Raw genomic sequence first — 14274 nt, forward strand, 5'->3', positions numbered from 1 at the left:
CTTGTCCGCGCCACCCGCTTCGCTGATACCCCGGCCGTTACTGTTCTGGACCGGTGTCGCCCTCACCTGCGCCGGCGTCGCCGAGCACCTGTGGATGTTCATCGACTCCGCGTCCATGCACTTCCACATGTCCATGATGGACATGTCACCAGGAATGATGTGGGCGGCCATGGCCGCCATCGTGGTCGGCGTGGTGCTCTCCGGCATCGCGGTCGTCCCGTCCCGCACCGCCGCTCCCACCCCTGCTCCGGATGCGGGGGCCGCCACGGCGGCGAGCCGGCGCCGCCTCATCGCCATCCTCAGCTTCGCCCTGCTGGTGGACCAGATGAAGCCCGCCACCCTGGCGTTCATCTCGCCCGGCCTGCGGGCCGAATACGGCCTCAGCGCCGCCGAGGTCTCGTGGCTGCCCACGGTCGCCCTGACCGGCACCGTGCTCGGATCGCTCATCTGGGGACGCGCGGCGGACCGCATCGGCCGGCGGGCCACGATCCTCATCGCCTCCCTGCTCTTCCTCGGCACCACCGTGTGCGGTGCCATGCCGACCTTCGGCGGCACGCTCCTCATGTGCGCCCTGATGGGCATGGCGGCCGGCGGCATGCTGCCCGTCGTCTACGCCCTGATGACCGAGAGTCTGCCGCCCGGCCGGCGCGCGGCCATCATGGTCCTCCAGGCCGGCCTGACCACCACCGGCGGCTACATGGCCGCCTCCGGCCTGGCCGCCGTCCTCATCCCGCTGGCCGGCTGGCGCGTCACCTGGTTCGCCCAGCTCCCGCTGGTGCTGATCCTGATCGCGCTGAACCGCTGGATTCCCGAATCGGCCGCCTTCACGGCCCGCCAGACGCGCACCGTGAAAGTCCCCGCCTCCGCCCTGTTCAAGCGCCCGCAGACAGCCAAGACGCTGGTGGTCAGCGCCTACGCGCTGGCCTGGGGCGTGGTCTACTGGGGCTTCATCACCTTCCTGCCCAGCCAGCTGGAGTCCGCAGGCCGGCACGGCATGTCCGCCGCCACGTTGCTGTTCATCTCCTCGCTGCTTGCCATCCCCACCTGCGCGCTCGGCGCCTGGCTGTACATGCGCTGGTCGGCCAGGGGCACCATGGTCGTCTACGCGGCCCTCACCGTCGCGGCCCTGCTGACGCTGGCAGCCATCGGCCTGGACGGCAGTCGGCCCGTCCTGCTGGCCACCGTGATGCTGCTGTTCGCCGGCACCGCCGGTGTGATCGCGCTCATCGGCCCCTACACGGCCGAGATCTACCCCATGGCCATCCGGGGCACCGCCGGCGGATGGGCCGCGGCGATCGGCAAGTCCGGCGGAGCCTTCGGCCCACCCCTGATCGCACTGATCCTCTCGGCACCCGGAGGTATCCGCACCGCCGCAGTGTTCGTGGCGCTCCCCATGGCACTGGCAGGACTCGCCGTCGCCGTCCGCGGCAGCAACCCTCAGGCCGCCGCCCACAGTCTCGAAGGCACCAGCCCGCTGGACGCCGAACTCGACGAACTGGTCAGCAGCGAGGCCGTCGCCGCACGCGTCACGGCGACAACGCACCTGCCGGGCAAGGGAGGTGCGGCGACATGACCGGCGGTGTCAACGGCGTCGCCCTCGCCGTCTTCGCTCTCTTCTTCCTGGCCGTCACCGTCATGGGCTTCCTGGCCGCCCGCTGGCGCAAGGCCGGCGACGAACATACCCTCGACGAATGGGGCCTGGGCGGCCGCTCGTTCGGCACCTGGATCACCTGGTTCCTGCTCGGCGGCGACGTCTACACCGCCTACACGTTCGTCGCCGTACCCGCGGCGATCTACGCGGCGGGGGCGGCCGGCTTCTTCGCGGTGCCCTACACCATCCTCGTCTATCCCCTGATCTTCACCTTCCTGCCTCGCCTGTGGTCCGTGTGCCACCGCCACGGGTACGTCACCACCGCCGACTTCGTCCGTGGCCGCTTCGGCTCGAAGGGTTTGTCGCTCGCCGTCGCCTTTACCGGCATCCTGGCCACGATGCCGTACATCGCGCTCCAGCTCGTCGGCATCCAGGCCGTGCTGGACGTGCTGGGCGTCGGCGGTGGCGAGAACACCAACTGGTTCATCAAGGACCTGCCGCTGCTGATCGCCTTCGGCGTGCTGGCCGCGTACACCTACTCCTCGGGCCTGCGCGCCCCCGCCATGATCGCCTTCGTCAAGGACACGCTGATCTACCTGGTCATCGTCGTCGCGATCATCTACATCCCGATCAAGCTGGGAGGCTTCGACGACATCTTCGCCAAGGCCAGCCAGGCGTACAGCCAGACCGACCCCGCGACCGGCAAGCCGCGCGGCGCCCTGGTCAGCGCCCCCAACGCGCAATGGACGTACGCGACGTTGGCGCTCGGCTCCGCGATGGCCATGTTCATGTACCCGCACTCGGTCACGGCGACGCTGTCCTCCCGTAGCCGCGACGTGATTCGACGCAGCACGACGGTGATGCCCCTCTACACCCTCATGCTGGGCCTGCTCGCCCTGCTGGGCTTCATGGCGATCGCGGCCGGGGTCAAGGTCACCAACGGGCAGCTGGCGATCCCGCAGCTGTTCGAGGACATGTTCCCGTCCTGGTTCGCGGGGGTGGCGTTCGCTGCGATCGGCATCGGCGCGCTGGTGCCGGCGGCGATCATGTCGATCGCGGCGGCGAACCTCTTCACCCGCAACATCTATAGGGACTTCATCAAGCCGGACGCCACGGCGAAGCAGGAGACCAAGGTCTCCAAGCTGGTCTCCCTGCTGGTGAAGGTGGGCGCGCTGGTCTTCGTGCTGACCATGGACAAGACGGTGGCCATCAACTTCCAGCTGCTCGGCGGAATCTGGATCCTGCAGACCTTCCCGGCCCTGGTCGGCGGCCTGTTCACCCGCTGGTTCCACCGCTGGGCACTGCTCGCCGGCTGGGCGGCCGGCATGATCTACGGCACCCTCGCCGCGTACGGCGTCGCCTCGCCGACCCAGCAGCACTTCGGCGGCTCGGCGAAGGAGATCCCGGGCATCGGCGAGATCGGCCTGACCGCGTTCGTCCTGAACGTGGCCGTGACGGTGGTCCTGACCTTCGCTCTGAAGGCGGCGAAGGCCTCTGAGGGCATCGACGTCACATCGCCCGCTGACTACACGGCGGATGCAGCAGAAGCGGCAGCGACGGCGGCCCCCACCCTGCGTCCGGGCACTTCTCCTGCACCCAACCCCAGTTGAGAGCCAGATCCACGCACCTCTAGGCCGCCGCCCGGACTCCGATCGAGTCCAGGGCGGCGGTCACCGTCGTGCGCAGGGTCGCGGCGTCGGCACCGGCGCGCGAGCGCAGGTTGACGCCGTAGGCGAGCAGCGCCAGCAGATCGGCGGAAGCGCCCGGATCGGCACCGGGGGACAGCTGCCCTCGGCCGTCGGCGGTGACGAGGGCGGCGTACATCGCATCACGCAGTTCCTGGTGGTGCTGGTCCAGGACGGCGCGTACCTCGGGGTCGCTGTTCTCGGCCCCGGCGTGCGCGTTGGAGACCATGCAGCCCCACCGGGCGTACTCGCCCGAGCAGCGGGCCTCGATCAGGCCGCCGAAGAACTCGGAGACGGCGGGCAGGCCCCGCTCGTCCTCTGCGAGGCGCCGGAACATCGGCTGGGACCGCTGCTCCAGGTAGCGACGCAGCGCGGCGAGATAGAGCTCCTGCTTGCCGCCGAACGTGGCGTACAGGCTGGAGCGGTTGAGCCCGGTCGCGGTCACCACGTCCTGAATCCCGGTCGAGGCCACGCCCTGGCGCCAGAACAGCCGCACCACGGTCTCCAGGGTGGCGTCCGGATCGAAGTGCTTGATGTCCGGCATGTTTCACCCCACCATCCTGAAATGAGAATTCCAAGATACTCCCAGTTCAGTCCTCCGCAAAGGTGCCGACAGGTACAGAGCGGGACAGGCCCCCCAGCAGCGCGAAGGCGTCCAGCTTCGTCCACGATCCGCCCCAGGAGTGCCGCGCGCCGCGACCATGCCCCCATGAATCGCATACCAGCCCTCTGGGCGGCCGCATACGGGTCACAGACCCCCCGCCTCCGCCGCTACCTCGCCCGCCGCGCCGTCCATCTCGCTGCCTTCGTCAAGGCTCTGGCCCTGGCCGACCACCGCCCGTTCACCAGCCTCTGACGCACCGGTACCTCCGCATGACTGGCGCGGGACCACGCACGCCCTTATCTTGGAACGGTCATTTCAAGATTGATTGGCCCCGCCCCAGTCACCGTCCCGGAGGAACGAGCCCCATGACCGCTCTCAACGCCGAACTGCGTACCTTCTACGAAGCCCGCCAGCAGCAGATCCCCGACGAGATCCGGCAGATCATGCAGCGGGCCGGCCAGGAACTCGCCGACTCCGGCCAGGCGGAGCGCGCCCTGACCGTCGGCGCCCAGGCCCCGCGCTTCAGCCTCCCCTCCGCGACCGGCCAGACCCTGGCCCTGGACGACCTGCTCGTCGACGGCCCGGTCGTGCTGACCTTCTACCGCGGCGCCTGGTGCCCGTACTGCAACATCGCCCTGCGCTCCCTCCAACAGCACCACGAGGCGATCACCGCCCGCGGCGCCCACCTGGTAGCCGTCTCCCCGCAGATCCCCGACGAGTCCCTCACTCTCACCGAGAAGCACGACCTCGCCTTCGACGTCCTCAGCGACATCGGCTCCGACACCGCCAAGCAGTACGGCCTCGCCTTCGACCTCCCCGACGACCTCGCCGCCGTCTACGACGAGCTCGGCTTCGACCTCCAGCGCGTCAACGACGGCCACCCGCGCACCCTCCCACTGCCCGCCACCTACGTCATCGACCGCGACGGCGTGATCCGCTGGGCCTTCGTCAACGCCGACTACACCACCCGCGCCGAGCCGGCCGACATTCTCGCCGCCCTCGACGCGCTGGCCTGACACGACAGCCGACCAGAGCGCCACTTGGTGTCGTGATGGTGGAGGCGCTCCGGTGCGGCGGCGGCCCAGCCGCAGCAGGGCCGGCCATCGGAGGCGAGTGAGAGATTCACGAGTGTGCTTCCCGCACCCGTCAGTTGGTGAGGAAGGACAGCCGCGGGTCGGTCAGGTTCGGGGTGATCTCGATGACCTCCGCGCGGCCTGGCGCATCTCGTCAGTGATCTCGAAGGGGTACTTGTCACTCATCACCCCACCTTGGACGATCACCCCCGGTGATGGCCATACCGCGCGGTCATCAAACTGGACGCCGTACGGCGAAACGCTGGTCAGCCGGTGATCGCCCGTGGCAGGCCCGTGATTTTCCAGGCGAGGGGGCATCTAGGGGGAAGGTTTCGCGGAGACGGAAGGCGAACTGTGTCCGGACTGCAAGGCGGTTCCCGGTCCGGAGAACGTCTGCGTTGGGGTGGGGCTGCCGATCCAGATGTGGCACACGCCAGACTGCCTGACTCGATCGCCTTCGGTTCGGCGGACCCACGTCCCAGGACACCTGCATCGACGCCATGCGCGCCCGCTTCCCGCGCCCGTGACCCGGAGCCGTGGGTGGCATTCTGCGGATCGGTTGGGTCGTGCATGCCGCGCGGACTTCGGGACGTTCGACGAGGTGGCCGCGTTCGAAGCGAGCCCCGGCGCGAACGAGGGCGATGAGGTGGGGAGCGTTCACAGCCGCTGCACCGAACCAGGCTCGGCCGGCCGGGCACCCAAGAACCGCACGGACGCCACCGCCACTGCCTTCCTCAACACCGACTGCCAAGGCGACACTTACTACACCCTGCCCCCAGGCACAGGCGCATCCGATCGCCTGCTCCTGCGCTCCGTCGTCTTCTCCTGAACCGCGACCACCGTGCCGCTGCCGGCCGGGCACCGGCAGCGCCCGCCCTGAGAACCCGGCTGCCGGGCCGGCCCCGCCAGTTCGCGTAAGGCGGGGCTGGGTGGCGGCGACATACGGCACCGCCATCTCGTTGATCTTGCGGGTACCGTTCAACACAGCGATGCCCGCATCTCGTGGGTATCGCCGGCACGCACGCCGTGGGCATGCTGCCCACCTGACCCGGAAGGACCTGCGACTGTGGAATTCCCCAGCATCGACGTGCCTGGAAGCGGACAGCTCCATGCCCGCATGACCACCTCTCTCGGCGAGATCGTGGTCCGCCTCGAGGAATACCGGGCCCCCAGCACGGTCAAGAACTTCGTCGGCCTGGCGACGGGCACCATCGACTGGAACGATCCTGTCTCGGGTGAGTCGATGAAGGGCACGCCGCTGTACGACGGCACGCTTTTCCACCGGGTCATCCCCGGCTTCATGATCCAGGGTGGAGACCCCCTCACCCGCACGAAGGACACGGCCTCACGCTGGGGAACAGGCGGTCCCGGCTATACGTTCCCCGACGAGTTCCACCCCGAACTTCACCACAGGAGCGCCGGCGTGCTGGCCATGGCCAACTCCGGCCCCGCAACCAACGGCTCCCAGTGGTACATCACCGAGGGACCGGCCCCCCACCTGAACCGCAAGCACACCATCTTCGGCCAGGTCGTCAGTGGCCAGGACGTCGTCCACGCGATCGCCAACGTTCCCACCACGCAGGACCGCCCCAACTCGGACGTCGTGCTGCAGCGGGTAGAAGTCTTCCGGCAGTAGACCAGGCCACCGTGCTGCTTGGCGCCCCAGCGCGTCAGGCGGCTTCGCCGCGGCAGACACGGTCCTCGTGGACATCGGTGTCGCTCCCGTGCAGCCCGCTGGGTTCATCAGCCCCCTCCTCGGGCGGGTCACCGGCACAAGGCGCTCCCGCCCGCCCCCCGAAGTGCGAAGGCCGCCCAGGGCCGAGTGGAGGAGCTGGCCCGCAGGGCGGCCTGAGGAGTGTTCGGTCACTCCTCGCCCGAGCCGAGGAGATCGCGCTCAAAGTCGGCGAACTCGTTCCGCGAGCTTCTCGAAGCACTCCACCACGCCTGGGTTGGGGTTGTCCTCCTCCCAGTGCATCGCCTGGTTGCGGCCCGCCGCGTGGGCGGGGCCGCCGGCTGCGGTCCCACCCACGCGGTGCTGTCCCGGGTGACCTCCCGGGGGGGGGTGACGTCAGCGCAGGCCGAAGGCCCGGGTGATCGTCTGCGAGACGGTGTTGCCCGCGCTGTCCCGGGCGCCGACCCGGAGGGTGACGAAGTCGGCGGACCGCGGCGCGCGCAGGTTCGTCTGCCATCCTTCGTCGCGCCGGCTCAGGTCGGTCCGCTGCCAGGTCGCACCGTCGTCGTACGACACCTCGACGGTCGGTTTCCCGATGGTGGTGGTGGTGCCTGGCAGGTGCGAGGCGGTCACTGTCAGGCCGGCGTGCCGGTCGGCACGGCCGGACTTGTCGGTGTCCACGCCGTAGTCGAGCTGGATGAGCGGCAGGGACACCGCCGCATCGCTGCCGGTGACCGCGGAGGTGAAGTTCCACTCGGTCAGCGTGTGCGTCGAGTACGGGTTGGCCCAGGTGCCGCGGTCGTTGTCGAGGACCAGCCGGTAGGGCAGGCGCTCGGCGCCGAGGCCGGGAACCTGAAGGTACTCGGCGTTGCCCCAGTCGAGCTGCTGGTCGCCCTGGTAGAGCGACATCCAGTCCTTGACGTCGAAGTTCGCGCCGGCCTCGCCGACGTGGCCGGACCCCGAGTCACCCCAGCCGGGCGCGGTGATGTACATGGTGTCGAGGTAGCGCACCGGCTGGTAGTTGATCGGCCCCATGCGGGGCCGCTGGATCGGGCCGAACCAGCTGACCTTGCCGGTCTTGCGCGCCGGGTAGGTCAGCGGCTCGATCGAGTGCTGCCCGGTCTCGCCCTGGATGAAGGCGTCGTCCAGCCACGTGGTGCCGGCGGTGACCCAGTCGGTGCGCTCGCCCTGGGCGGGCGCGGTGAGCTGGTTGCCGACGGCCCAGCCGCGCCAGACGTCCGGGCGGAACTCCATCGCCTTGCCCTGCCGGTAGTTCCGGAAGGAGACGTCCACCCGGCCGAGATCCTTGGACTCCTCACGCCAGGTCGGGTCCGCCGGAACGGCACCCGTCCAGTGGTGCACGACGTCGTAGACGTAGTCGGTCGTGGGGTGCGAGGTGACCTTCAGCGAGACCGTGCCGTGCCGGAGTCGGCCGAGCAGGTCGGCGCCCTGGTCGGCGTTGAGCGTCGCCACCGTCACCGGGGCCGGGCTCTTTGGGCTCCAGGGGTTCTCGTCCCAGGGCTCCATGCGGCCGACGCCGTCGTTGACGACCAGCAGCAGCCGGGCGCCGGCGGCCGCGGCGACCTCCGCCTGGGCCTTGATCCCTGCCGTGCCGGCGCCGCGCACCACGACGGCCTTGCCGCGCACGTTCTGCCGCGCGAGCTCCTCGGCCGTGCCGTCACCGGCGAAGACCGCCGTCAGGTTCCGGGTACCGGCGGGCAGCGGCGTGGCAGCGCGCTTGACCAGCGGGTCGTTGAAGGTCGTCGACTTCGTGCTCACAGTCAGCGCAGGCTGTTCGAGGCGGAAGCGGGCGCCGGTCTCGAACTCGCCGTCGGTGACCTTCTTGTCGGTCGGGAGCGCCCAGATGCTGTCGTACGACGAGTCCGGCAACATCGACGTCTCCACCAGGCTGTCGGTGAAGGACCGGTGGGCATCCAGGCGCGGCGCGACGGCGGTGGTCTGCTGCGGCACGCGCGCCAGGATCCGGCGTGCCTTGCGGCCGTCCAGGGGGACGGTACGGTCCTGGTCCAGCTTCACGTCGTTGAAGGCGAGCAGCACCATGCCGCGTGAGTGCGGGCCTTCGGCGCCCTGCACGTCACCGGTGAGCCAGCCGCTGTAGCTGCCGACGGGCAGCCGCGCCGTGCCGGTGCCGGACGCGTCGAGGTCCATCACCGTGAAGAGGTGCTCGGCGGTCAGGACGACCCGGCCCTCCAGCGGCTTGCCCGAACGGTCCTTGGCCACCACGGTCAGATTCTGCCGCTGGCCCTCGCGGGCCGCGCCGATCAGGGTCCGGGCGCGGACCGTCCCAGCGCCGTCCGTACCGGTGATCATGGCGCTGACCGACTGGTCGCCCGCCAGCTTGTCCAGAGCCGCGGTCAGCGTGACCGCGGCGGTGCCGTGCGCGGGCACGGTGACATGGTCCTCAGAGAGGCTGAACAACCCGGCTGGGACGGTGCCGTCGACCGCCAGGCTGAGGCTGGCCGGGGCGTCGCCGACGTTGGTGTACGTCACCGTCTGGACGTCAGTCTCTCCGGGCTTCGGGGGCCACGTGTGGAAGCCGGAGTAGACGGTCGTGGTGGCGAAGACCGTGGTGTGCACGGCCGCCAGCGCGTCGAGCCGGCCGGCGCCCGCCTGGTACGGGGTGTACGCCGTGGTTGCCTTGGCGCTGCTGACCAGCGCCTCCTTGAGCTGGGTGCCCGTCCAGTCGGGGTGCTCGGAGGCGAGGAGCGCGGCGGCACCGGCGACGTGCGGTGTCGCCATCGACGTGCCGCTCATCGTGGTGTAGTAGCCGGAGCCGCGCTTGTAGTGCGAGCGCGCCGCGACGATGTCGACGCCGGGCGCGGTGATCTCCGGCTTCAGCCCGCCGTCGCCGTCACGCGGGCCCTGGCTGGAGAAGTCGGCGAGCGTGTCGGTGGAGTCGACGGCGCCGACGGTCAGCGCGGAGTCCGCGGCACCGGGGCTGCTGATGGAGTGCGGGCCGCCGTTGCCCGCCGCGATCACGAACAACGCGCCCGTGTCGTGGCTGAGTTCGTCGACGGCCTGGCTCATCGGGTCAGTCTTGTCACCGCCGCCGCCCAGACTCATGCTGATGATCCTGGCCTTCTGGTCACGGGCGGCCCACTCCATGCCCGCGATGATCCAGGATTCCTGACCGCTGCCCTCGGAGTTGAGCACCTTGCCGACGGCCAGCCGGGCGCCGGAGGCGACACCCCTCTCCTTGCCGCCGGAGGCACTGCCCGTGCCGACGATGGTCGAGGCGACGTGCGTGCCGTGGCCGTTGTAGTCGGCGATGTCGTCCTCGCCGGGGACGAAGCTGGCGCTGTCGGACACCTGCCCGACCAGGTCCGGGTGTTCGGTGTCCGCGCCGCTGTCGAGCATCGCGACCTTCACGCCCTGGCCGGTGTCGCCCTCCGCCCATACCTTCTGCGCGCCGATCTGGGCGGTGGAGTCGGCCAGGTCGGCCTTTACCTTACCGTCGAGCCACACGTTGGCGACGCCGCCCGCGAAGGACGGCTTCGCGGACCGGGCCGCCGCGCCGGAACCCCCGGTGAGCGACGACCAGAACTCCGGTGCCTGCTTGTGGTTCTGGGCGAGGGCCGCGCCCTGGATGCTGTCCAGGCGGCGGACGTCGGTCGAGCCGGCCATCTTCGTCCGGGTGCGGGCCTTGGCGGCAGCTCCGGTGTAGCGCACGATCAGCGGCAGCCGGGAGCTGTGCGCGTCGTCATAGCCCTCGGTGATCAGCCGCGTAACGTTGAAGAGCTGCTTGTCGAGTTTGCCGGCGCTCACGTACGGCAGGGCGGCGTCGGGGTAGACATAGGTGGCGCCGTCCACGACAACGCGGTGGAAGCCGGTGGTGGCTCCGCTCGCGGCCTGGAAGGAGCGCACGACGGTGCCGTCGGCGGCGGTCCCGATGGTGACCTTGTCACCCGTGATCAGGGTGACGGTGTGCGTGCCGGCATCGCCGGGGGTTCGGTGTCCGGCGTCCTTGTGCGACACCTCGCCGGCGGCGTACGCGGACACAGCGGCAGTCGCCGGTATGACGCCGAGTGTGAGCGCGACCGCCACGGCGAGGGCGATCGGCCCGGGCCGGGGGATGGGAACCTTGGGCAAAGAAGACTCCTGAGACGCGGCGAAGAGCGAAAGATCACTGGATCCTGTGGCCTCCCTCGCCGTCGTTCAAGGGGTCGCACATGTCGCTCTTGCGCCGTGGCACAGTTGCGCCGCGAGCAGGCGGCGTCGTCGGCCACCGCGCGGCCGGGGGACGGCGGCGGACCGCCCCATGAATTCGGCGTGAGGGACGGAACAACGGGCCTGTGGGGCATCCCAGGTCGGCGGCTTGGCGCATGCCCTCCGCCGGGGCGGACGCCAGGTGCGGCGGGCCCGCGCCCTCACGTCATCGACGGGTGATGGGCCTTCCCACGGGGGCCGACAGCCCCACGTGGTCGTGGCGTCGCGCTTTGCCGTCAGGCTTTGAGGTCTCGGACGGCCTCCGCACGTTCGCACAGGGGTGCCGCCGTCTGAGGTATCTACGCGCGTAGCCGAACCCTGGGTAAGCTGACGCCTCGCGGCGACCGTCCCCGTGACCGCCGTCGAGGCGGTGGTGACCGCCATCCAGCGTGAGCCGTGGCGGTCGTCTGGCGGTCATTACTGAGCCTGAAGACGTAATGTCGGGCGATCAGCTGCTCTGCCCACCGAAGTCCTGGAAGACCTGGGGCTATGCCTGAGCAACTGCGGAGGTGGTCTCTGACCAGCGGAACAGTGGTCAAGCACATGCACTACGGGCTCAGGGTGCAGGTTCCGTCCGGGGAGATTGGTGTGGTCGACCGCGTCGATATCGCTGAGGGCTATCTCGACCCCACAGAGTGGCCAGCGGTCGGCTCCGTGGTCACCGTTGTCGGTGCTGGATACGCAGGTCGTCAGCTTCGGCTGAGCATTCGCCCAAGGCACCGCGAAGAAGCAGGGATCCGTGCGGCGACAGACGAGGGGGCGGCTGACGAGGCCGAGTCTGGTGGTGCTGGACGGACCCCCGGAACCTGCCCGAGCTGATCAAAGGCAGCGATCTGGACCGGTCGTGGCCAGTCCGGTGCCGACGAGGCACCCGTCGATGAGGGCGGGCCGGTACTGGACCTCTCGCAAGCCACGCTTCAGGGCGCGCATCAGGTGGGCGGGGTCGGTGAAGGCGGTGTTGGCCTGGCAGCGGCGGCGAAGGAGAGACCAGACCCCTTGGACCGGACGGTGATCCAGTCCTGGGCGTCGATGAACCCGCGTATGCGGCGGTCGCGGTGGACGTTGAGGTTGTCCCAGACCAGAACGATCGGCTTGCCGAGTTGGCGGTAGGGGACGGTCAGCAGGCTCGGTAGTCGGTCCAGGCGAAGCTGCGGCGTCCTCCGGTCTTGTGGTCCGGGTGGACGAGCGGCTGGTAGATCAGCCGGGAGCGCTCACCCGGCTTGTAGCAGGTCAGGGCCGCGATGGAGATGCGACGCTGGGAGCGTCCGCGGACGCGGATAATCGGGGTGTGGCATCGGCGGGACCAGGTGCGGGCAGTGGGCGGCGTCATCGAGAAGCCGGCCTCGTCCTCGAACACGAGGTAGGCATCGAGCTCCGCCGCGGTGCTTCCACGGACGGCCAGGTCTCCTTCACCCAGCCGGCCACGGCGACCTCGTCCCGCTCGACCGCGCGTCGGGCCGGGACCTGGTGGCTCCAGCCGTGACGTCGCAGCATCTGCGAGACACCCGACAGCGTGAAGGACTTGTGGAACCGCCGCCCGATGAGCGTCTTGATCCGGGCCAGAGTCCAGGTCTGGTCCGGCCAGCCATGCGCAACCCCGCCCTTGGCCAGCTCAACCTCCAGCACGGCGAACAGCGTGTCGCTCAGCTTCGGCGTGGAGACCGGCCCCGCCGACCGCAACCCCTCGCAGCCAGCTTCCTGCCAGGCCCGGCGCCACCGCTGCACCGAGCGTTCGCTGACCCGTAAGTCCCTGGCGACCTCCCCGTTGGAGGCACCAGCAGCGAACCGTTCGGCTGCCTCCATCCGGATCCGCTCACGAAAACAACTGGCGTTCAGGCGTCAGCCCACCACCCTGCGGATACCTCATACAACCGTAATACCGCGAGGATCACCCTTCGCCAGCCTCTTCCGACATCACGCTTCGAAGGTCAGTAACGGTGCCGTGGCGGTGCCTTGGAGGGCCGCGGTGTGGGGCGGAGCCCCGCAAGTCCTGAGGCGTTGTCAGTGGTGGCTGTCAGTCCGGGAATGGCCAGGTGGTTGCGGGGATCGTGCTCGTAGCGAGGGCTCGGATGTCGGTAGTCGGACAGCCGGGACATCGTGCGTTCGATGACCCGGCGGCGGCCCGATCGTTCGCTGGACTCGATGCCGTTGTGCGTGATCGGCACTCTGATGCGTTTGCCACGTAGCCATTTCCGCAGGTCGGCGTGGTCGTGGGTCTTGTCTGCGTGGAGGTGCTGGGGCTTGGAGTGGCGGCCGTGGTGGGGGTCGTGTCTCGTTGGTGACTCTCGATCATGGGTTTGAGCTCTTCGCTGTCGTGGGTGTTGTCAGCCGAGACGCCGATGAGGAGGGGTGGTGTGTTCGTGTCCGACAGGTCGTGCGTCTTGGGACCCGGCCTGGCCCGGTCCACGGGGCTCGGGCCTGTGTGTTCGCCGCTTTTTTAGTCCGGATGTGGGCGGTGTCCAGGTCGACGCGGGTGCGTCGACGAGGCCGGGGTCGTCGAGCCGGTGCAGCACGGTTTCGTGCAGCCGCCCTCAGACGCCGGCTCTCGACCAGATCAGGAACCGGCGGTGGGCGGTCGACTTCGATATGCCGAAGCGGGGCGGCAGTTGACGCCAGGCACAGCCGCTGACCAGCACGTAGATAATGGCGGTGAACAGCGTCTCGTCAGGCGTGTCCTGCGTTCCGCCGTCCTGCGGCCGTGTCTTTGACGGTGGGATCAGCGGCTTGGTGATCTCCCACGGCCCGTCCGGAACAATCCAACTCCACGCGCTCCGCGCCGTACCGAGGTCAACGACCGCCTCACCACGTAGGACACGGTGTAAGGGGCCTCTGGGGACCTTCACAGTGCCCGCGGGCCCCTTGTGTGCGCCAGGGCTGCAAAGCCCCGCTCGAAAGCGCTCAGAGGCGCTGGGGACGCTTTCGCGGGATCCTCCGGCAGATCCGCGCCAGCCCCTGCCTGCCGCCTGGCTGTCCCACCGGCGGCCCGCTCGTGCCCGCTGTCCGTGCCTGCCGTCCTCCCGTTCCCGCTGCGCCCGTGTGCCGTCCCGCGGCCGGCCACCCGCCGCACCGGCCCTCTGGGCCGGCGGCCGGATGGGTCTCCGCTCCAGGGTCATCGGCCCCCGCCCGCCGGCCGGCCGTCCTGGGCCCGGGCCTTCCGCCGTACTCCCCGCGCCGCCCGCGTCGCCGCCCCGTCCGGCTCGTCACGCTTGTCACGCCCACCGGTCCCCGTCGTCCGGCCGTCGTGGCCCCGCCCGCGCCCCTGGCTGGCCGCGTCTGGTCTCTGGCCGCCCGTCGGCGGCCCGGCCGTTTCGCCCACCGAGCTGCGCCGGTCCGTGGCCGTCCGCAGGCCGAGTTGTGCGGCGTCCTGGCGGCCCGTCCGTCCCGCCCGTTCGGCACCTGACCGCTGCCCGTCCGTCCCGCAG

At 69.9% G+C, this 14274-nt stretch carries 9 protein-coding genes and 3 pseudogenes; 7 read left to right on the forward strand and 5 right to left on the reverse strand.

What is annotated here, in order from left to right; genetic code table 11:
* The first annotated feature begins 1 nt into the window (after window position 1).
* Window positions 2-1573: an MFS transporter gene (locus OO52_RS41010; protein WP_234339939.1), complete on the forward strand. Its 1572-nt coding sequence runs from the start codon at window positions 2-4 to the stop codon at window positions 1571-1573.
* Entirely contained in the window at window positions 1570-3201 is a 1632-nt protein-coding gene (gene mctP, locus OO52_RS41015; protein ID WP_030656850.1) for a monocarboxylate uptake permease MctP, read from the forward strand. Before OO52_RS41010 ends, mctP begins: the two co-directional genes overlap by 4 nt.
* A 19-nt stretch (window positions 3202-3220) precedes the next feature.
* On the opposite strand, the gene OO52_RS41020 is transcribed toward mctP, so the two are convergent.
* Window positions 3221-3820, reverse strand: a complete 600-nt coding sequence (locus tag OO52_RS41020) for a TetR/AcrR family transcriptional regulator (protein ID WP_030656852.1) — start codon at window positions 3818-3820, stop codon at window positions 3221-3223.
* Window positions 3821-3985: 165 nt separating this feature from the next.
* On the opposite strand from OO52_RS41020, the gene OO52_RS51830 reads away from it, so the two are divergent.
* The 5 genes and pseudogenes from OO52_RS51830 (at window position 3986) to OO52_RS41035 (ending at window position 6589) form a co-directional block, all read left to right on the forward strand.
* Complete coding sequence (locus OO52_RS51830) at window positions 3986-4132, forward strand: hypothetical protein (protein WP_167347955.1); 147 nt, start codon at window positions 3986-3988, stop codon at window positions 4130-4132.
* A gap of 113 nt (window positions 4133-4245) precedes the next feature.
* Complete coding sequence (locus tag OO52_RS41025) at window positions 4246-4896, forward strand: peroxiredoxin-like family protein (protein ID WP_030656853.1); 651 nt, start codon at window positions 4246-4248, stop codon at window positions 4894-4896.
* Between the two features lie 506 nt (window positions 4897-5402).
* A pseudogene (locus tag OO52_RS54810) lies at window positions 5403-5480 on the forward strand (DUF6058 family natural product biosynthesis protein); the annotation flags it as partial.
* Between the two features lie 119 nt (window positions 5481-5599).
* A complete protein-coding gene (locus OO52_RS41030; protein WP_078630121.1) occupies window positions 5600-5782 on the forward strand; it encodes a hypothetical protein in 183 nt (60 codons plus the stop codon).
* A gap of 288 nt (window positions 5783-6070) precedes the next feature.
* Window positions 6071-6589: a peptidylprolyl isomerase gene (locus tag OO52_RS41035; RefSeq protein ID WP_051819006.1), complete on the forward strand. Its 519-nt coding sequence runs from the start codon at window positions 6071-6073 to the stop codon at window positions 6587-6589.
* Between the two features lie 258 nt (window positions 6590-6847).
* Here the strand turns inward: OO52_RS41035 and OO52_RS54105 are convergent, their stop codons facing one another.
* The 4 genes and pseudogenes from OO52_RS54105 to OO52_RS50300 all read right to left on the reverse strand — a co-directional run bounded on the left by OO52_RS54105 (window position 6848) and on the right by OO52_RS50300 (window position 13608).
* On the reverse strand, window positions 6848-6982 hold the full coding sequence (locus tag OO52_RS54105; protein WP_267881583.1) for a hypothetical protein: 135 nt from the start codon (window positions 6980-6982) through the stop codon (window positions 6848-6850).
* Window positions 6983-7021: 39 nt separating this feature from the next.
* Window positions 7022-10735 carry a S8 family peptidase gene (locus tag OO52_RS41040; RefSeq protein WP_030656863.1) on the reverse strand — a complete coding sequence of 1238 codons (3714 nt, stop codon included), beginning with the start codon at window positions 10733-10735 and terminating at the stop codon, window positions 7022-7024.
* A 936-nt stretch (window positions 10736-11671) separates the two neighbouring features.
* Window positions 11672-12719 (reverse strand): annotated as a pseudogene (locus OO52_RS54815) (IS630 family transposase).
* 61 nt (window positions 12720-12780) lie between these two features.
* Window positions 12781-13608 (reverse strand): annotated as a pseudogene (locus tag OO52_RS50300) (IS5 family transposase).
* Window positions 13609-14274: the final 666 nt, after the last annotated feature.

The sequence above is a fragment of the Streptomyces flaveolus genome (assembly GCF_000716535.1).
GTDB lineage: Bacteria > Actinomycetota > Actinomycetes > Streptomycetales > Streptomycetaceae > Streptomyces > Streptomyces flaveolus_A.

Coding starts and splice junctions, on each gene's coding strand:
- OO52_RS51830 (WP_167347955.1), top strand. CDS start 3,986: ATGAATCGCATACCAGCCCTCTGGGCGGCCGCATACGGGTCACAGACC.
- OO52_RS41025 (WP_030656853.1), top strand. CDS start 4,246: ATGACCGCTCTCAACGCCGAACTGCGTACCTTCTACGAAGCCCGCCAG.
- OO52_RS41035 (WP_051819006.1), top strand. CDS start 6,071: ATGACCACCTCTCTCGGCGAGATCGTGGTCCGCCTCGAGGAATACCGG.
- mctP (WP_030656850.1), top strand. CDS start 1,570: ATGACCGGCGGTGTCAACGGCGTCGCCCTCGCCGTCTTCGCTCTCTTC.
- OO52_RS41020 (WP_030656852.1), bottom strand. CDS start 3,820: ATGCCGGACATCAAGCACTTCGATCCGGACGCCACCCTGGAGACCGTG.